General features: G+C 69.8%; 17 protein-coding genes and 2 pseudogenes. 8 read left to right on the top strand and 11 right to left on the bottom strand.

Features of this window, described 5'->3' with window-relative positions:
- Window positions 1–115, top strand: a pseudogene (locus AB0I51_RS19145) (esterase); the annotation flags it as partial.
- 59 nt (window positions 116–174) lie between these two features.
- Window positions 175–884: pseudogene (locus AB0I51_RS19150) on the top strand (hypothetical protein).
- 7 nt (window positions 885–891) lie between these two features.
- Here the strand turns inward: AB0I51_RS19150 and AB0I51_RS19155 are convergent.
- The gene (locus AB0I51_RS19155; RefSeq protein ID WP_362976539.1) at window positions 892–1,269 is read right to left on the bottom strand and encodes a MarR family transcriptional regulator; all 378 of its coding nucleotides are present in this window, start codon (window positions 1,267–1,269) and stop codon (window positions 892–894) included.
- An 87-nt stretch (window positions 1,270–1,356) separates the two neighbouring features.
- Between AB0I51_RS19155 and AB0I51_RS19160 the strand changes: the two genes are divergently transcribed.
- Window positions 1,357–2,847 carry an MFS transporter gene (locus AB0I51_RS19160; RefSeq protein WP_362976541.1) on the top strand — a complete coding sequence of 497 codons (1,491 nt, stop codon included), beginning with the start codon at window positions 1,357–1,359 and terminating at the stop codon, window positions 2,845–2,847.
- Window positions 2,848–2,920: 73 nt separating this feature from the next.
- Entirely contained in the window at window positions 2,921–3,208 is a 288-nt protein-coding gene (locus AB0I51_RS19165; protein ID WP_362976543.1) for a DUF6332 family protein, read from the top strand.
- Here AB0I51_RS19165 and AB0I51_RS19170 read toward each other — a convergent pair.
- From AB0I51_RS19170 to AB0I51_RS19180, 3 genes are all read right to left on the bottom strand, one after another.
- The gene (locus tag AB0I51_RS19170) at window positions 3,169–3,834 is read right to left on the bottom strand and encodes a response regulator transcription factor (RefSeq protein WP_362976545.1); all 666 of its coding nucleotides are present in this window, start codon (window positions 3,832–3,834) and stop codon (window positions 3,169–3,171) included. The two genes, AB0I51_RS19165 and AB0I51_RS19170, sit on opposite strands and share 40 nt — an antisense overlap.
- On the bottom strand, window positions 3,831–5,051 hold the full coding sequence (locus AB0I51_RS19175) for a sensor histidine kinase (protein ID WP_362976547.1): 1,221 nt from the start codon (window positions 5,049–5,051) through the stop codon (window positions 3,831–3,833). The genes AB0I51_RS19170 and AB0I51_RS19175 overlap by 4 nt, the downstream gene beginning before the upstream one ends.
- A gap of 195 nt (window positions 5,052–5,246) precedes the next feature.
- Window positions 5,247–5,939, bottom strand: coding sequence for a TetR/AcrR family transcriptional regulator (locus AB0I51_RS19180; protein ID WP_362976549.1), 693 nt, complete (start codon window positions 5,937–5,939; stop codon window positions 5,247–5,249).
- Window positions 5,940–6,106: 167 nt separating this feature from the next.
- Here AB0I51_RS19180 and AB0I51_RS19185 point away from each other — a divergent pair, with 167 nt between their 5' ends.
- Window positions 6,107–6,556: a nitroreductase family deazaflavin-dependent oxidoreductase gene (locus tag AB0I51_RS19185; protein WP_362976551.1), complete on the top strand. Its 450-nt coding sequence runs from the start codon at window positions 6,107–6,109 to the stop codon at window positions 6,554–6,556.
- On the opposite strand, the gene AB0I51_RS19190 is transcribed toward AB0I51_RS19185, so the two are convergent.
- Window positions 6,546–7,805 (bottom strand): geranylgeranyl reductase family protein, encoded by a 1,260-nt coding sequence (locus AB0I51_RS19190; protein WP_362976553.1) that lies wholly within the window; start codon window positions 7,803–7,805, stop codon window positions 6,546–6,548. The two genes, AB0I51_RS19185 and AB0I51_RS19190, sit on opposite strands and share 11 nt — an antisense overlap.
- Before the next feature lie 132 nt (window positions 7,806–7,937).
- Between AB0I51_RS19190 and AB0I51_RS19195 the strand changes: the two genes are divergently transcribed.
- The 3 genes from AB0I51_RS19195 to AB0I51_RS19205 all read left to right on the top strand — a co-directional run bounded on the left by AB0I51_RS19195 (window position 7,938) and on the right by AB0I51_RS19205 (window position 11,141).
- The gene (locus tag AB0I51_RS19195; protein ID WP_362976555.1) at window positions 7,938–9,293 is read left to right on the top strand and encodes a dipeptidase; all 1,356 of its coding nucleotides are present in this window, start codon (window positions 7,938–7,940) and stop codon (window positions 9,291–9,293) included.
- A gap of 62 nt (window positions 9,294–9,355) precedes the next feature.
- The gene (locus AB0I51_RS19200) at window positions 9,356–10,078 is read left to right on the top strand and encodes an MBL fold metallo-hydrolase (RefSeq protein ID WP_362976557.1); all 723 of its coding nucleotides are present in this window, start codon (window positions 9,356–9,358) and stop codon (window positions 10,076–10,078) included.
- Between the two features lie 4 nt (window positions 10,079–10,082).
- Complete coding sequence (locus AB0I51_RS19205; protein WP_362976559.1) at window positions 10,083–11,141, top strand: protein kinase family protein; 1,059 nt, start codon at window positions 10,083–10,085, stop codon at window positions 11,139–11,141.
- Here the strand turns inward: AB0I51_RS19205 and AB0I51_RS19210 are convergent.
- The 6 genes from AB0I51_RS19210 to AB0I51_RS19235 all read right to left on the bottom strand — a co-directional run bounded on the left by AB0I51_RS19210 (window position 11,114) and on the right by AB0I51_RS19235 (window position 18,427).
- Window positions 11,114–12,184, bottom strand: a complete 1,071-nt coding sequence (locus tag AB0I51_RS19210; protein WP_362976561.1) for an oligopeptide/dipeptide ABC transporter ATP-binding protein — start codon at window positions 12,182–12,184, stop codon at window positions 11,114–11,116. The two genes, AB0I51_RS19205 and AB0I51_RS19210, sit on opposite strands and share 28 nt — an antisense overlap.
- Complete coding sequence (locus tag AB0I51_RS19215; RefSeq protein WP_362976563.1) at window positions 12,181–13,299, bottom strand: ABC transporter ATP-binding protein; 1,119 nt, start codon at window positions 13,297–13,299, stop codon at window positions 12,181–12,183. The genes AB0I51_RS19210 and AB0I51_RS19215 overlap by 4 nt, the downstream gene beginning before the upstream one ends.
- Window positions 13,296–14,216, bottom strand: coding sequence for an ABC transporter permease (locus AB0I51_RS19220; RefSeq protein WP_362976565.1), 921 nt, complete (start codon window positions 14,214–14,216; stop codon window positions 13,296–13,298). Before AB0I51_RS19220 ends, AB0I51_RS19215 begins: the two co-directional genes overlap by 4 nt.
- Window positions 14,209–15,195, bottom strand: coding sequence for an ABC transporter permease (locus AB0I51_RS19225; protein ID WP_362976567.1), 987 nt, complete (start codon window positions 15,193–15,195; stop codon window positions 14,209–14,211). Before AB0I51_RS19225 ends, AB0I51_RS19220 begins: the two co-directional genes overlap by 8 nt.
- Before the next feature lie 120 nt (window positions 15,196–15,315).
- On the bottom strand, window positions 15,316–17,133 hold the full coding sequence (locus AB0I51_RS19230; protein ID WP_362976569.1) for an ABC transporter family substrate-binding protein: 1,818 nt from the start codon (window positions 17,131–17,133) through the stop codon (window positions 15,316–15,318).
- A 250-nt stretch (window positions 17,134–17,383) separates the two neighbouring features.
- Entirely contained in the window at window positions 17,384–18,427 is a 1,044-nt protein-coding gene (locus AB0I51_RS19235) for an NUDIX domain-containing protein (RefSeq protein ID WP_362976571.1), read from the bottom strand.
- Window positions 18,428–18,440 lie beyond the last annotated feature (13 nt).

The following is an 18,440-nucleotide window of genomic DNA, read 5'->3' on the forward strand; positions in this document are numbered from 1 at the left end:
CCAGGGCATCATCCACGACTTCGTGATGCTCAACGCCCTGCGCGAGACCCACGCCGCCGAAGCCGCCATCAGGCTGGCCGTCGACGTGCTGCGCAAGGCGCTGGCCTCCGGCTGACCCACGGCCCGCCGGGCCGCCCTTGCCCTCGACCGCGCTTCATACAGCACACCGGCCGCATCGACATCGATGCGTTCGCGGGGACCCCGGACCGGGAGGGCGGCTTGCCGGCCCCGGCCGCCGAGGAGGCGGGCGCCGACGCCGAGGTGCCGACCTGTCCGGAGTGGCGGGTGCGGGAGCGGCACACGGGGACGGTGCATCGCCGGGCGACCGCGTTCGTCGCCGAGGGGCACACCGCGCACCACCCCGACACCGGTCTGCCGGATCTGGACGGCGCGGAGTCGGCGGCCTGGTTCCGGCAGGGGCACCGCCGTCTCGTGGACACCCTCGCCGCCGCCCCGCGTGCTGGTTCTTCCTGCCGGCTCCGCCGGGCCAGACGCACGAGAGGACCGCGCACCGGCTGGACGCGGTGTAGGCGCGCGGCGGTACACCCGCACCCGCCGCCATCGCCCCGGCCTTCGCGGCCGACGGGATCGACGAGTTGCTGCGCGGCTTCCACTCCCGCAGCCGCAGCCGGGTGCGCAGCGCGGAGCCCCGGGTGCTGCGGGTGCGCGCCACGGACATGGACGACACGGTGTGGACCATACGACTGTCCCAGGGGCCGCCCACCGCCGAGCGGGGCGGCACCGGGGACGCCGACTGCGAACTGGCCGGTCCCGCCGGGCAGTTGTGCCTTGCGTTGTCGAACCGGGCGCCGTTCCCGGGCGGGACCGGGGACGCGTCGCTCACCGCGCCGTGGCGGAAGAAGTCGGCGATCACCTGGAGTTGACGGTCCGTCAGTCAGACAGCATCCTCGTCAACACCGCGCGCTGCAGCGGGAGTACCTCGCGGTGCAGGTCACGCCCCTTGTCCGTGAGGGTCACACGCACGCCCCGGCGGTCCTCCGCGCACATGCCGCGCTCGACGAGACCATCCTTCTCCAGCCGGGCGATCAGCCGGGACAGGGCGCTCTGGCTGAGGTGGACGCGTTCGGAGATCTCCTGGACGCGATAGGCGCACGCGTCGCCGGCCAGCACGTCCAGCACCTCGAAGTCACTGCCGCACAGGCCGTGTTGGTGCAGGGTGCGGTCGAGTTCGCACTGCGTGCGGGCGTGCAGCGCCAGCATCTCCCGCCACTGGTCCACGAGCGCCTGCTCGGCCTTCTTCGCCGCCATGACAGCGCACCGTAGCAGAGAAGCAGATTTATTGCACCGTAATTAAATGCGCTTGCATTCGATGCATACGCATGTAGTCTCTGCGGCATGACCTCTCCGCTCTCCCCTCCCGCGGCCCCGTCGTCGGCGGTTCGCTGGACCCCACGGCTGTGGGGCACCCTGCTCGTGCTCTGCGCCGCGATGTTCCTGGACGCGCTGGACGTGTCGATGGTCGGCGTCGCCCTGCCCTCCATCGGCTCCGAACTCGACCTCTCCACCTCGACGCTCCAATGGATCGTCAGCGGCTACATCCTGGGATACGGCGGACTGCTCCTCCTCGGCGGCCGGACCGCCGACCTGCTGGGCCGACGCCAGGTCTTCCTCGTCGCCCTGGGAGTCTTCGCGGTGGCCTCGCTGCTCGGCGGGCTCGTCGACTCGGGTCCGCTGCTGATCGCCAGCCGCTTCATCAAGGGCCTCAGCGCGGCCTTCACCGCACCGGCCGGCCTGTCGATCATCACGACGACCTTTGCCGAGGGCCCGCTGCGCAACCGCGCCCTGTCCATCTACACCACCTGCGCGGCCACGGGCTTCTCGATGGGCCTGGTGCTCTCCGGCCTGCTCACGGAGGCCAGTTGGCGGCTCACCATGCTGCTTCCCGCGCCCATCGCGCTGCTCGCCCTGCTCGCCGGCCTGAAGCTGCTGCCTCGCAGCGAACGCGAGAAGGACCACAACGGCTACGACATCCCCGGCGCCGTCCTCGGCACCGCGTCGATGCTGCTGCTGGTCTTCACCGTCGTACAGGCTCCCGAGGCCGGATGGGCCTCGGCCCGAACTCTCCTGTCCTTCCTGGCCGTTGCCGTCCTGCTGACCGTCTTCGTGTACGTCGAGCAACGCTCCGCCGGGCCGTTGATCCGGCTCGGGGCGCTGCGCTCCGGCAACCAGATCCGCGCCCAGCTCGGCGCGATGGCGTTCTTCGGGTCGTACGTCGGATTCCAGTTCCTCGTCACGCTGTACATGCAGTCGCTGCTCGGCTGGTCCGCGCTGCACACCGCGCTCGCCTTCCTGCCGGCCGGTGCGCTGGTGGCGGTGTCCTCCACGAAGATGGGCTCGATCGTCGACCGGTTCGGCACCCAGCGGCTGATCGCGACGGGCTTCGCGCTGATGGTCGTCGGATACGCGCTGTTCCTGCGGGTCAGCCTCGATCCCGTGTACGCGGCGGTGATCCTGCCGTCGATGCTGCTGATCGGCGCGGCCTGCGCGCTGGTCTTCCCCTCGCTGAACATCCAGGCCACCAACGGGGTCGAGGACCACGAACAGGGCATGGTCTCGGGGCTGTTGAACACCTCGGTGCAGGTCGGCGGTGCGATCTTCCTGGCCGTCGTGACGGCCGTGGTGACCGCCCACGCCCCCGCACACGCCACCCCGCAGGCGGTACTGGACAGTTACCGGCCCGGGCTCGTCGTGGTGACGTTCATCGCGCTCGCCGGTCTGCTGATCACCCTGCCGGGGCTGCGCCGCCGTCGCGACCAGCAGACCCTCGTGGTCGCCAAGTCCACTGTGAAGGAGGCGGAAGCGGAGCGCGTGGCGGTCCGCGACTAGCGGGACGCCTCCCCGAGTGTGCGCCCGGCGGGACCGATTGCTCCGCCGGGCGCACACGTGTGAGACTCGCGGGATGAGCATGACTGGGGGACGGCGCACACAGGCCGAGCGGGACGCGACGACCGTCGAGATCGGGTACGCGCTGGTCAGCGCGGTGTTCGCGGCTGCCGTCGTCTTCGGGGCGGTCGCCGGTCCGGCATGGCTGTTCGAACTGCCGGGCACGGTCGAGACGGTACTGACGCGAGCGGGGCTCGTGCTCCTGCCCGTCGTGTTCTTCCTGCGCGTGGCGACCGTGCTGTACCGGTACCGGCAGGGCGCGGGTCAGCCCAGCCAGCCGGGGCGGACCAACCCCGACTCGTAGGCCAGCACGACCAGTTGGGCCCGGTCCCGGGCGCCCAGCTTCACCATCGTGCGGCTGACATGGGTCTTCGCGGTGAGCGGGCTGACGACCAGACGGCGGGCGATCTCCTCGTTCGAGAGGCCGATACCGACCAGAGCCATCACCTCCCGTTCCCGTTCGGTGAGTTGGGTGAGGGCGTCGGCCGTCGCCGGTTCCTTGGAGCGGGCCGCGAACTCGGCGATGAGACGGCGGGTCACCCCGGGCGAGAGCAGCGCGTCGCCTTCGACCACCGCCCTTACCGCGCGCAGGAGTTCCTCCGGTTCGGTGTCCTTGACCAGGAAGCCGGAGGCACCGGAGCGGATCGCCTCGAAGACGTACTCGTCGAGTTCGAAGGTGGTCAGCATGACGACCTTCACGTCTTCCAGATCGCCGTTCCCGGTGATGCGTCGGGTCGCCGCGAGGCCGTCGAGCAGCGGCATGCGGATGTCCATCAGGACGATGTCGGGGCGCAGTTCGCCCACCTTGCGCACGGCCTCCTCGCCGTCGGAGGCCTCGCCCGCGACCTCGATGTCCGGCTGCGCGTCCAGCAGCGCCTTGAACCCGGCGCGGACCAGCGACTGGTCGTCGGCGATCAGTACCCGGATCACCGGTCGTCCTCCTTCGGTGTGGCCTTCAACGGCAGTGCGGCGAGCACCCGGAAGCCGCCGTCCGGGCGCGGGCCCGCCTCGATGGTGCCACCGAGCGCCGCGGCCCGCTCCCGCATCCCGGCCAGCCCGTTGCCGCTGCCCCCGGCCTCCGCGCCGGTCGCGGGCCCGTCGTCGTCGACGCACAGCCGCAGCTCCCGGGGATCGTGCTCGACGTGCACGCGCGCGTGCCGCGAACCCGAGTGCCGCACGACGTTGGTGAGGGCCTCCTGGACGACGCGGAAGGCGGCGAGGTCGGTGCCGGGCGGGAGGCGGGGCGGGGTTCCCTCGACCTCGACCGTGAGGCCCGCGCTCGCCGCCTGCTGCACCAGTTCGGGCAGGCGGTCGAGACCGGGGGCCGGGGCGCGCGGCGCGTCGCCCGGGGTGCGCAGGGTGTCGAGGACCTGGCGGACCTCGCCGAGCGCCTCCTTGCTGGCGGCCTTGATGGTGGTGAGCGCGGTACGGGCCTGCTCGGGGTCGGAGTCGAGGAGCGCGAGGCCGACGCCCGCCTGGACGTTGATGACGGAGATGCTGTGCGCGAGGACGTCGTGCAGTTCGCGGGCCATCCGCAGCCGTTCCTCGTCGGCGCGGCGGCGGGCCGCCTGGGCACGCTCGGCGCGGTCGCGGACCCACTGGTCGCGGCGGGTGCGGGCCAGTTCGGAGATCGCGGCGACGGCCACCAGCCAGGTGGCGACGGCCAGTTCACGGCCCCAGGGCACCGCGTGGTCGTGCTGCGGGGGCAGCCATCTGCAGAGCCAGTGCGCGATCAGGAGGTGCGACGCCCAGAGCGCGCCGAGCGCGGTCCAGGCCGCCCACCGGCGCCCGGCCACGACCGCGCTGAAGCAGCCGAGCGCGACGGGCAGGAAGACGGGACCGTACGGATATCCGGCGCCGAAGTAGAGCACGGCGGCGAGCACGGTCCCGAAGGCCACCCCTACGGGGTAACGGTGGCGCCACAGGAGCAGCGCCGATCCGGCGATGAGCAGGCCGCGCGCACAGAGGTCGAGTTGGACGCGGTCGGGCTGGCTGTGCGAGGCGAAGTTGCTGCCGCCCAGCACGAGCACGGTGACCAGCAGCGTGGAGCGCCACGGCCACCGCGTCGGGGCCGCCGCCCCGCCCCACGGCGGTCCGTGGCGCCACCACTGGGGCGGTCCCCCGCCGCTTACCCGCTGCTCGTCCATGCACGTCACGCTAGACGCCGGGCGGCGTCGGGGGCGTCACCCCGGCGGGGTGATCACGAGTACTTCCCGGGGAGTACGTCCCAACCGCGCCCCATGAACTCCGGCCCACTACAGCGCCCCGCAAGGGGCACGGGGAACTGCGCGACCAGTCCCCACCGGGCCCGCAGACGAAGAACCACGCACCCGGCAGAGCACTCACCCGTCAGCGAGCCCCACCCCAAGCGCAAGCCGTCGTACCGCATGACGGAAGAAGAGCTCGCGGTCCTCCACCACCCGGCGGAACTGACCGAAAAGCTCGAAGCTGACCAGCCCGTACAACTCGGCCCACGCGGCGACCAGGGCGACGGCCACCGCAGGCGGAAGGTCTCCCGCGAAGTCCGCGACCATACGCGCTGCCTCGGGGTGGAGGTCGGTCGGCAACGGAGGCTCGGTCAGGGTGCCGGCCTGGTGGGCGTCGCGCGCGATACCGATGAGCAGGAGGGCGACACGGGCGGCAGCCGGCACGGTGGTCTCGGGGGCGACATACCCGGGGACCGGTGAACCGTAGATCAGGGCGTACTCGTGCGGGTGCGCCAGTGCCCAGGTGCGCACCGCCTCGCACACGGAGATCCAGCGCCGCAGCGGGCCCGCGTCCACGACCTCGGCGTGCGCCGTTTCCGCGGTCTCCCCGACGGAGTCGTATGCGTCGATGATGAGAGCGGTCAGCAGGTCGTCGCGGCTGGGGAAGTACCGGTACAGGGCGGAGGAGACCATGCCCAGCTCACGGGCCACGGCGCGCAGCGAGAGTTTCGCGGCGCCCTCGGCGGCGAGCTGTCTGCGTGCCTCGTCCTTGATGGCCGCGGTGACCTCGATCCTGGCTCGGGCGCGGGCGCCTTGTGTGGTGCTCATACGAGCCAGTGTGGCATGGATTCAGAGCAGCGCACACAAACGAGAGCAGTGCATAAAAAAGAGAGCACCGCTCTTGCATTGGACCGCCAACCCGATGCAGACTGATCCCGAGAGCGAGAGCAGCGCTCACAAAAGGGAGCCGCGCTCTCCAAAACCCAGGAGTCGTCATGAGCACGCACGTCCAGAAGCCCGGCTGGTTCACGGTCAACGTCTTCAACCGCGCCGTCGCCTGGTTCACCCGCCGCGGTCTCAGCGTCTGGGGTTCACGGGTGCTGGCGGTCCGCGGCCGTAAGAGCGGCGAGTGGCGGACCACCCCGGTGAACCTGCTGACGGTGGACGGACAGCAGTACCTCGTCGCCCCGCGCGGGCACGTCCAGTGGACGCACAACATGCGCGCGGCGGGCGGCGGCGAGCTGCGGCTCGGCAAGAAGGTGGACGTGTTCACCGCGACCGAGGTCACCGGCGACGAGAAGGTGCCGCTGCTGCGCGCCTACCTCAAGCGCTGGAAGGCCGAGGTCGGCGTGTTCTTCGGAGGAGTCGGCCCCGACTCCTCCGACGACGAACTGCGGCGGATCGCGGACGACCACCCCGTCTTCCACGTCACGGTCAGGAGCTGACCCCGCCCTCCGGCGACTCCACCGCCTCAACGGGTTCCGCGGTCCTGCGGTCGAACGCGGTCAGCGCGCGCTGCGCCACGGGATGGCTGCGCACCAGCTCACCCAGTGTGGTCGAGCCCCGGGTGATGTCCATGAAGGCCTTCCAGGCCGGCCGGAAGCCGGTGAGGGCGGCGTGGAACAGTCCGGGGCGCCGCTCGAAGACCGCCAGCATGGTCTTGCCGACGCTCATCTCCACGCCGAGCCCCGCCTTGATCGCGAACGCGTAGTTCAGCGCCTGCCGGCGGGTGTCCACCGCGTCGTGTGCCTCGGCGATCCGCACCGCCCACTCCCCCGCGAGCCGTCCCGAGCGCAGCGCGAACGAGATGCCCTCCCGGGTCCACGGCTCCAGCAGCCCCGCCGCGTCCCCGCACACCAGCACCCGCCCGCGCGAGAGCGGCGAGTCGTCCGCCCGGCATCGGGTCAAGTGCCCCGAGGAGATGCTGGGTTCGAAGCCGGCGAGGCCGAGCCGGGCGATGAAGTCCTCCAAGTACCGCTTGGTGGCGGCGCCTTCACCGCGCGCGGAGATCACGCCGACCGTGAGCGTGTCGCCCTTGGGGAAGACCCAGCCGTAACTCCCGGGCATCGGGCCCCAGTCGATGAGCACCCGCCCCTTCCAGTCCTCGGCGACGGTGTCCGGCACCGGGATCTCCGCCTCCAGGCCCAGGTCCACCTGGTCGGTCTTGACCCCGACATGCGCCCCTATACGGCTGGCACTGCCGTCGGCGCCGACGACGGCCCGCGCGAGGACCGTCTCGCCGCCGCCCAGCACCACGGCGACCGTACGGCGGTCCGGCACCGCGGCGCCGTGCTGCTCGACTCGTGTCACTGTGACGCCGGTGCGCAGCTCGGCGCCCGCCTTCTGCGCGTGCTCGACGAGCTGGTGGTCGAACTCGGGCCGGTTGATCAGCCCGAACAGCATCTGCCGGGACCGGCGGGTGCGCGTGAAACGCCCGTTGTTCGAGAACGTTATGGCGTGCACCCGGTCCTTCAGGGGCAGGTCGAAGCCGGGTGGCAGAGAGTCCCGCGAGGGTCCGATGATGCCGCCGCCGCACGTCTTGTAGCGCGGCAACTCGGCTTTCTCCAGCAACAGCACGCGCCGTCCCGCGACGGCCGCCGCATAGGCGGCCGAGGCCCCCGCGGGTCCCGCGCCCACCACGACGACGTCCCACACCCGCTGCACGTCGTCCGCCGAAGAGTTCTCGCTGCTCACGATGGTCTACTGCTCCCGATCAAGCCGCTGCCGCACCTGTCCCCCGCATCCTACGGCGGACATCGCCACAGGCCGTTGTGGGAGGATCGACGGCATCATTCGTACAACGTCGCACCCACAAGGAGCGTGCCCATGTCGTCGAATCCGGTCGCCGAGACCGTCGCCTCGCTGATGCCCAGGGCAAGAACTGAGCTCGGCGAGCTGGTGGCCTTCAAGTCGGTGGCGGACTTCGACCAGTTCCCGAAGAGCGAGAGCGAGGGCGCCGCGAACTGGGTCGCCGACGCGCTGCGCACCGAGGGTTTCCAGGACGTGGCCCTGCTCGACACCCCGGACGGCACGCAGTCGGTCTACGGCTACCTGCCGGGCCCCGAGGGCGCGAAGACCGTGCTCCTGTACGCCCACTACGACGTGCAGCCGCCGCTCGACGAGGCCGCCTGGACGACCCCTCCCTTCGAGCTGACCGAGCGCGACGGCCGGTGGTACGGGCGCGGCGCCGCCGACTGCAAGGGCGGCGTGATCATGCACCTGCTCGCGCTGCGCGCCCTCAAGGCCAACGGCGGCATCCCGGTGCACGTCAAGGTGATCGCCGAGGGCTCGGAGGAGCAGGGCACCGGCGGCCTTGAGCGGTACGCCGAGGAGCACCCCGAACTCCTCGCCGCCGACACGATCGTGATCGGCGACACAGGAAACTTCCGCGTCGGCCTGCCCACGGTCACCTCGACCCTGCGCGGCATGACCCTGGTGCGGATCCAGATCGACACCCTCGAAGGCAACCTGCACTCGGGCCAGTTCGGCGGCGCCGCGCCCGACGCACTCGCCGCGCTGATCCGCGTCCTGGACTCGCTGCGCGCCAAGGACGGCTCGACGACCGTCGACGGACTCGCCGCCCACGCGACCTGGGACGGACTGTCGTACGACGAGGAGCAGTTCCGCCAGGACGCCAAGGTGCTGGACGGCGTCGAGCTGATCGGTTCCGACACGGTCGCCGACCGCATCTGGGCACGCCCGGCCGTCACGGTCCTCGGCATCGACTGCCCCCCGGTCGTCGGCGCCACCCCGTCCGTGCAGGCCGGCGCCCGCGCACTGGTCAGCCTGCGCGTCCCGCCGGGCGTCGACGCGGGCGAGGCCACCAAGCTGCTCCAGGCCCACCTGGAGGCCCACACCCCGTGGGGCGCCCGCGTCCGCACCGAACAGATCGGCCAGGGCCAGCCCTTCAGCGCCGACACCACCAGCCCGGCGTACACGGCGATGGCCGACGCGATGGCGGTCGCCTACCCCGGCCAGGAGATGCAGTACGCCGGCCAGGGCGGTTCCATCCCCCTGTGCAACACCCTCGCCGCCCTGTACCCGCAGGCCGAGATCCTCCTCATCGGCCTCAGCGAGCCGGAGGCCCAGATCCACGCGGTCAACGAGAGCGTGTCACCGGAGGAGTTGGAGCGCCTGTCGGTGACGGAGGCGTTGTTCCTGCAGAACTACGCGGCCGGCTGAGCCGCTCTGCCCACAGCAGAGGGCTCTCGCCGTCGGGCGGCGGCCTTCTCCACGGTCCTTTCATGGACGTCGTCGAGATCCTTCCCCGCCTCCATCTCCTGCGCTTCCCGGTCGGTCAGGCCTGTCCCTGGTACGACGACCGGGAGTTGACGCTGATCGACGCGGGTCCGGTGGGCTCGGGGGCATCCATCGCGGCGGGGATCACCTCACTGGGGCGGGATCCGGGGGCCGCGGGGCGGATCGTGCTCACTCAATTCCACGAGGATCACATGGGCGGGGCGGCCGAGTTCGCCACGCTGGGTGGAGCGGAGGTGCTGACGCATCGACTGGCCGCTCCGGTCGTACGGGGTGAAGTACCGGGCCCGCCACCGGTGTTCGAGGACTGGGAGCGGCCGATCCACGCGGAGGCGGTCGGGCGTCTGCCACCGGGGGACGTCCAACACCCGGGCCTCGTAACGGAATTGGACGACGGGAACATCCTGGACTTCGGAGGTGGCGCTCATGTCGTCCACTCTCCAGGCCATACGGACGGCAGCATCGCGCTCCATCTGCCGGAGCACGGCGTGCTGTTCACCGGAGACGCCGTCGCCTCGTCACCGATCGACGGCGAGGTGACGCTCGGCGTGTTCAACGTCGACAGGGCGCAGGCCATCGCCTCCTTCCACCGGCCGGCGGCTCTCGATCCGGATGTGGCCTGTTTCGGTCACGGTGATCCGGTGATCGGTGGAGCCGGGGCGGCACTTCGGAGATCGACGGACAAGCACACCGCCCCGCGCCGAGGATGAACCCATGTCCCGCACCGAGCGCCTCATCGCCCACAGCGACACCGCCACGTCCCTCGCCCTCCTCTCCGACCACGAACTCGCCGAACTGGTCGAGGCGGGCACGCCGTTGGGGTCCGGTATCGGCGGGCGCTCGGCGCTGATCGAGGTGGACGGCAGAAGGGTGTTCGTGAAGCGGATGCCGCTGACGGATGTGGAGCGGCGGCCGGAGAACGTGCGGTCCACGGCCAATGTGTTCGGGGCGCCCTCCTTCTGCCACTACGGCATCGGCGCGCTCCCCAGCCCCGGCTTCGGCGTCTGGCGCGAGCTGGCCGTCCACGAGATGACGACCAACTGGGTGCTGTCCGACCGGTTCCCGGGCTTCCCGCTGCTGCACCACTGGCGGGTGCTGCCCGACCCGGAGCAGTGGCTTCCCGACGAACTCGCCGACGTGGAGCGGACCGTGGCCTACTGGGGCACCGGACGCGAGCACATCGAGGCCCTGCGCACGGCGTCCGCGAGCCTGACGCTGTTCATGGAACACCTGCCGCACACCCTCCACGACTGGCTCCCCGGCCGACTGCGCACGGGCGACGCCGACGCCGCCTGCGCACTCGTGGAGCAGGGTCTCGAAGCCGTCACCGGCTTCCTCCGCGAGCAGCAACTCCTGCACTTCGACGTCCACTTCAGGAACATCCTCACCGACGGGCAGCAGCTCTACCTCGCCGACTACGGCCTCGCACTCTCCCCGCGCTTCCGACTCACGGCGGACGAACGCGACTTCTACAACCACCACCTTCACTACGACCGCGCCTACGCCTTCTCCTACCTGGTGCACTGGCTCGTTGTGGACCAGTACGGCTACGGCAGGGTCGAGCGCGAGGACTTCATCCGTGCGTGCGCCGACGGCGGCAGGCGGCCCGAGGGCATCCCGTCGGCCGTCGCCGAGCTGATCTCCCGGTACGCACAACTCGGCACCACCGTCGGGGACTTCAACCTCCGCGTGGAGCGGGAGAGCAGGCTGACTCCGTACCCGTCCGCCGAGGAACTCGGCCTCGACTACAGCAGCTCGACGCTCTCCGCATAGTGGCAGGCGACCGGGTTCCCCCCGCCCCGGTCCACGAGCGCCGGCACCTCCTCCACGCACGACGTGCGTTCGCTGTGGGTCAGCTGGTTGGCGAACTTGGGGCAGCGCGTGCGGAACCGGCACCCACTGGGCGGGCGCACCGGGCTGGGGACGTCGCCCTGGATGGTGATCCGTTTCCGGGCTCGTTCCTTGCGCGGGTCGGGCAGCGGGATGGCCGAGACCAGGGCCTGGGTGTACGGATGTGCCGGGCGGGCGAACAGCTGTCGCGCGGGGGCGATCTCCACCAGGCGGCCCAGGTACATGACGGCCACCCGGCCGGCGACATGCCGCATCACCGACAGGTCGTGGGCGACGAACAGGAAGGACAGGCCGAGTTCGCTCTGCAGGTCCATCAGCAGGTTGAGGACGCCCGCCTGGATCGACACGTCCAGGGCCGACACCGGTTCGTCGAGGATGACGACCTTCGGGCGCAGTGCCAACGCCCTCGCGATCCCGATACGTTGGCGCTGTCCGCCGGAGAACTCGTGGGCGAAGCGGTTGCCGTGCTCGGGGTTGAGTCCGACCAGCCGCAGGAGTTCGCTCACCTCCCCCCTCGCCGCGGATCCGTACCGGCCGTGGATGCGCAGCGGTTCGGCGACGATCTCGTGGACGGTCATCCGCGGGTCGAGCGAAGCGTACGGGTCCTGGAAGACGATCTGCAACTCCCCTCGCAGGGGCCGCATCTGACGTCTGCTCAGTTCGGTGAGCTCATGCCCCTGGTAGCGGACCTGGCCCGCGGTCGCCCGTTCCAGTCCGAGGACGGTGCGCGAGATCGTGGTCTTGCCGGAGCCAGACTCCCCCACCAGGCCCAGGGTTTCGTTCTCGTAGAGGTCGAAGGAGACTCCGCAGACGGCGTGCACATCGCCGACGCGTCGCCGGACGACGCCCTTGGACATGACCGGGAAGTGCTTGACCAAGTCCCGTACCTGGAGGACCGGTTCACCGGTGCCGCCGTGGCCGGGCAGCGGCGGCAGGGGGGTGGCGGCCTGCGCGGGCGCGGTCATACGGGGTCCTCCTCGGGGTTCGTGGCGGGCGCCGCGTCGGCGAAGCGGGCCAGGGCCTCGGTGTCCGCGCCGACCGCGTCGAAGACCTGGTCCGCGCCGGTGTCGACGAGTTCGTCGGCGAAGTGGCAGGCGCTGAGGTGCAGGTCTCCGCCGGCCCTGCGCAGTGCGGGTTCGTCGGTGTCGCACACGTCCCGGCGCATCGGGCAGCGGGGTGAGAAGGGGCAGCCGGGCGGCAGGTTGAGCAGGCTCGGCGGTGAGCCGGTGATGGGGGTGAGCCGTGCCTCCTCGCGGTCGAGGCGGGGCAGGGAGCCGAGCAGGCCCAGGGTGTAGGGCATGCGCGGGGTGTAGAAGATGTCCTCGACGGAGCCCGTCTCCACTATCCGGCCGGCGTACATGACCGCGACCCGGTCGGTGTGGCCGGCCACCACCCCCAGGTCGTGAGTGATGAGGACGAGCGCCGCTCCGGTCTCGGCGCGGGCGGTCTCCAGGGCTTCGAGGATCTGTGCCTGCACGGTGACGTCCAGGGCGGTGGTCGGCTCGTCGGCGATGATCACGTCCGGGTCGTTGGCCATGGCGATCGCGATGACGACGCGCTGGCGCATACCGCCGGACATCTCGTGCGGGTAGCTGTCGACGCGCCGCTCGGGGCTGGGTATGCCGACCGTGCCGAGCAGGTCGACGGCCCGTTTGCGGGCGTCCCGCCGTTTCATGTCGGGGTTGTGGCGCAGCAGGGTCTCGCTGATCTGATAGCCCACGTTGTAGACGGGGTTGAGCGAGGTCATCGGGTCCTGGAAGATCATCGCGATGCCGCTGCCGCGCAGGTCGGACAGGCGCGCGTCGGACAGGCCGAGCAGTTCGGTGCCCTCGAAGCGGACCGAGCCGCGCACCTTGGCCCCGGTCGGCAGCAGCCCCATCACGGCGAGGGCGGTCACCGACTTCCCGGACCCCGACTCGCCTACGATGCCCAGCGATTCACCGCGGTCGAGCCGGTAGCCGACGCCGCGTACGGCCCGTACCGTCCCGTCCTCCGTGCCGAACTCCACACTGAGGTCCTCGACTTCGAGCACGGCCGACGTCACGGGGACCTCGCGCACTCCATGACTCGTGGTCGTCACTGTCGCACCCTTTGCTGCCGGGGGTCGAAGGCGTCGCGCAGGCCGTCGCCGATGAAGTTGATGGTCAGCGCGATGGCGATGATGAACGCGCCGGGGATGTAGAAGAGCCAGGGCCGGGTGTCGACCGCCGTCTGGGCCTGGGACACCAGCAACCCCAGGGAGGTGTCGGGCGGTTGGACGCCGAAGCCCAGGAAGGAGAGCGCGGTCTCGGTGAGGATGCCGGTCGCCACCAGGATCGTCGCGTTGACGATGATCGGGCCGAGGGCGTTGGGCAGCAGATGCCGGAAGATGATCCGCACGTCGGAGGCGCCGAGCGCCCGCGCCGCCTCGATGAACTCCTTCTCGCGCAGCGACAGCACCGAGGAGCGCACGACCCGGGCGACGTACGCCCAGGTCAGCCCGGCGATCACGATCGCGATCCAGTACCAGGAGCCGCCGGTGCGGGAGGAGATGACCAGGGCGATCGCGAACAGGGGCAGCGTCAGCACCAGATCGACGACGCGCATCATGACCGCGTCGACGACGCCCCGGTAGAAGCCCGCGATGGCGCCCCAGATCGCGCCCACCAGGGTGGAACCGAGCGCGATCATGAGGGCGATCTTCAGTGAGGTCTGGGTACCGCGCATGACCTGTGCGTAGGCGTCGTATCCCGAGGAGTTGGTGCCGAACGGGTGCTTCCAGGACGGCGGTTTGGAGTTGTCCTCAGTGTACTTATCGTACGAGTAGTGCCACAGGTGCGGGCCGATGAACGCCCACAGCAGGATCAGCACGAACACGACCAGGCTGACCATCGCGGCCCGGTGCCGCACGAAGCGGCGCAGCACCAGCTGGGTCTGGGTGCGCTGTCGTACGGTGAACTCGTGGTCGCCGCGCGGCAGTTGAGTGTCCGCGGACCCCGGTGCCTCGATGTCAGTCATAGCGGATCCTCGGGTCGAGTACGGCGTAGAGGAGATCGGCGATGAGGTTGAACCCGATGACGACGACGGCGGAGAGCAACAGCCAGGCCATGGTGCGGTAGACGTCGAGCGTGGTCGCCGCCTGGACCAGCATCTCGCCCATGCCGTGCCACTGGAAGATCGTCTCCGTGATCACCGCGCCGCCCAGGATGATCGCGATGTCGAGCGCGGTGACGGTGGCCAGCGGGATGAGGGCGGTGCGCAGCGCGTGCCGGGTCATCACCTTGCCGCGCCTGAGGCCCTTGGCGCGGGCGAGCCGTACGTAGTCGCTGTTGAGGACCTCCAACATGGAGGCGCGGGTGTAGCGGGTCCAGGACGCGAAGGAGACCAGAGCGAGGGTGATGGTGGGCAGGATGAGGTGGCCCACGTGATCGGTGAACTCGTTCCAGGTGGTGTCGACTTCGAGGTACGGCGACTTCTCGCCGATGGTGCCGAGGAACTGGCTGCCGGTCTTCTCGTTGAACCAGATTCCGGCCTGCTTGAGCAGCACCGCGAACCAGAACACCGGCATGGCGAGGAAGAGGAAGCCGAAGAAGGTGATGGTGTAGTCGGCGGCGGAGTACTGGCGGATGGCGCTGAACACGCCGAAGACGACGGCCATGATCAGCGCGAGGACCATCGCGGCGGCGACCAGGGTGATGGTCACCCTGAAGCGGGTGAACAGGTCGTGCCCGATGTCCAGGTTGACCTGCACGGACGGGCCGAAGTCGCCGTGCAGGACGCCGGTGATCCAGTTCCAATAGCGTTCCATCACCGGCTGGTTGGCGTGGATGTGCCGGGCGAAGGCGGCCACCGCCGCCTTGCTGGGGGCGGGTTGCCGTGAGGTGGCGAAGTTGGCCACCGGGTCGCCGGAGTTGATGACGACCAGGAACACGATGAACGTCGAGGCGATGAGGACGGGTATGGAGACGAGGATGCGGCGCACGGTGTAGGCGAGCATGCGGTCTTCTCTCGGAGGCCGGCGGGTCGGGGATGCCGTCCGTGGTCGGGGCCCGGCCCCGGTGACACCGGGGCCGGGCTCGACGGGCGTGCCGATGGAGCTGTTCCCTCGGGCGGCGGGCTACTTCTTCAGGCCCCACTCGCCGGTGTTGTAGGCCGGTCCCACGTTGGTGGAGTTGTTCCGCATGTTCACGAACCGCGTCTGCGACGCGAAGAACGTCGGCTTCTGGTAGAGCGGCAGCACGTAGGCGTCGTTGACCATGAGCTGGTCGGCCTGGTTGAGGAGGGCCGCGGCCTTTGTCGCGTCCGTCTCGCCCACGGCCTGGGAGATCAGGGAGTCGGCCGTCTTGTTGCTGTAGCCGCCGTAGTTGCCGCCACCGCCGGTGAACCAGTTCTGCTGGGCGTTGCTGGTCGGGAACGGGGCTGCGACCCAGGCGAAGACGATGATGTCGTACTGGTGCCCGGCGAGGACCGTGCCGAGGTCGGCGGCGCCGATCGGCTTGATGGTGATCTTGATGCCGAGGCTCGCCAGGTTGCTCTGCAGGATCTGGCACTCGCTCTGCCGGATCTGGTTGCCGGTGGTGTAACGGCAGTCGAAGGGGCCGACGGCCTTGCCGTCGGGAGTCTTCAACGCCGTACCCACACCGGTGAACTTGGCGTCCGTGAGGTACTTCTTCGCCTTCGTCAGATCACCCGAACCCTGACCGGAAGCGCTGACCACGTCCTTGTAACCGGCCTGTCCGGGAACGAAGTTGTGGCTGCCGAGCGGCTTCACTGCCGGGTCGAACTGGCCGACCGTCTTGGCGATGATGTCCTTGATGTTGATCGCCGTGAACATCGCCTGCCGCAGCGCCAGATACTTGCCGATCACCGGGTTGTGCAGGTTGAGGTCGAAGTGCTCCCAGGTCAGCCCGTTGCCGATGCTGTAGGTGACACCGGGGATGTCCTTGACCTGGTTCACCAGGTCGACCTCGGGCTGCGGGTAGATGCCCTGAACCTCGTTGTTCTTCAACGCCGTCGGCTCTTGGGTGGCGTCCGAGATCACCTTGAAGATCAGCCGCTGCAGAGTGGCCTTCTTCGCGCCGTACCACTTGGGGTCGGGCACATAGGTGGCGTGGTCGTTGTCGACCCACTGCTGCATCTTGTAGGCGCCCGCGGTCGGGTACTTGGTGGGCGGCGTCTTCAGGAAGTACTGCCAGGCCTCCGCCATCTGAGTGGCCGTCATGGCGGCGGCGTCACCGACCTTGGCACCTGAGATCTTCTCCGCGGTGTGCGCCGGATAGAGCGGATAACCCGCACCGAACAGCGACTTCCAGTCCGAGTACGGCTTCGACATCACCATCGTGAAGGTCTTGCCGTTGTCGGACGGGGTGAGGGACTTGATCCGGTCGTAGCCCGCGGTGCTCTGCGGCAGACAGCCATGGGTCTGGCTGGAGTCGCTGGCGGGCGGCGGCGGGCAGTCCTTGCCGTTGTTGGTGCGCCAGTAGTAGGTGAAGTCGTCGGCGGTGATGGGCGTCCCGTCGTTCCACGCCGCCTTCGGGTTGATCTTGTAGACGATGGTCTGCGGGCTGGTGCTGGTCTGCGTCGCCGAGGTCACCAGGTCGGTGTCGAGAGTGACGGTGAAGTCCGGCTGGGGTATGAACACCTGCGGCAGGACGACCTCCAGGGCCTCCCCGTTCTCGAAGGTGTTGCCGTTGACGTCCTGGACGTTCCACTGCTGGATGTTCTTCTCCAGCACATAGGTGTACGTTCCGCCGGACTTGGTGGCGGCCGAGTTGCAGGTGTTGGCCTTGCCCACGGTGTTGCAGGACGTGAGCCCGGCCGAGCTGCCCTTATTGGAGCCGCCGCCCCCACCGCCGCTGCTGCAGGCGGTGAGCACCAGGGTGAGCCCGGCGGCAAGAGTGAGGGCCCGGGTGAGGGCCGAGGATGGCGCGCGCATGTTCCTCTCCTTCGACCGGCGAAATGTCCGGTCCCGTCGAGGCGGCCGGCGGCCGCGAGAGAACTGAGCTGCGCAAAGACGTTAGAGCTCCGATGTACCTTCTTCACGTTCTTGTTCATACCGGGAAGGCGACAATTCACCCTCGCTTTGTTATCGGAATGACCCATGCCCCGCAAAATCGCCAGGTCGTGTCCCCGAAAAGGCAAAGTCCCCTTCAACGTCGTTGATCAGACCGCAAATTGACATGCCGTCAGCCAACCGGTACGCCCGCCTCCAGATACAGCGCCGCTCCACGCTCGCGCGCCCGCAGCGCCCACCGCAACCGCTCGTAGCGGACCGGCGGCAACAGGTCCGCGGCCTCCTGTTCGCTGGCGAAGCACCAGCCGCGCAACTCCGGTCCGGGCAGCAGCAGTCTGTCCGCCTCGGCCGCGCCCAGCCGGCCGCCGTCGAAGAGGAGGCGCAGCCCGCCGTAGCCGGGCGGAGCGGGTGGCTCCCAGTCGACGACGAGCAGCCGGGGTACGTCGTCGAGGACGAGGCCGGTCTCCTCGGTGACCTCGCGCATGCCGGCCCGGGCGGGTGCCTCGCCGGGTTCGACGACGCCGCCGGGGAACTCCCAGCCGGCCTTGTAGGTGGGGTCGACGAGCAGGACCCGGTCCTGTTCGTCGAAGAGGAGCACTCCGGCCGCGACGGTCTCGGAGGTGGGCTCGGGGGTCTGCACGATGTCGCAGACCGGGACGGTACCGCTGCCGACGGCTTCGGCGATCCGGCAGGCCGTCTCGTACGGGGTGAGGGCACTGGTGTCGACGAGATGAGCGTCGGCGGTGAGCCAGGAGGCGAGTGCGGCGCGGTACGGCTCGATGTGGTCGTACGCCCACTGCTGCATCCGCAGCTCGCCGTCGGGGAGGTCCGGCGGGATCTCCCGGCCGGCTATTCGCTCGCGCAGGATCGTTTCCGCCGGTGCCAGGAGAACATGCCGGACCGCGACCCGGCGGGCCGCGAGGCCGCCGAAGATCTCGTCGCGGTACTCCTGGCGCAGCAGGGTCATCGGGACCACGAGGGTCCCGCCGAGCTCCGCGAGCATGGCGGCGGCCGTGTCGATCACGAGCCGTCGCCAGATCTGCAGGTCCTGGAAGTCGCCGACCTCCGCGAGGTGCTTGGGCGGGAGCAGGTTCGGAAGTGCCCCGCCAATGATCTCGGGGTCGAAGAACGTGCTGTTCGGGATCAGGTCGATCAGTTCCCGTGCGGTGGCGGTCTTGCCTGCACCGAACGCGCCGTTGATCCAGACGACGGTCACAGGTCCCCCTCTT

This window comes from Streptomyces sp. NPDC050549, from assembly GCF_040655035.1.
Lineage (GTDB): Bacteria > Actinomycetota > Actinomycetes > Streptomycetales > Streptomycetaceae > Streptomyces.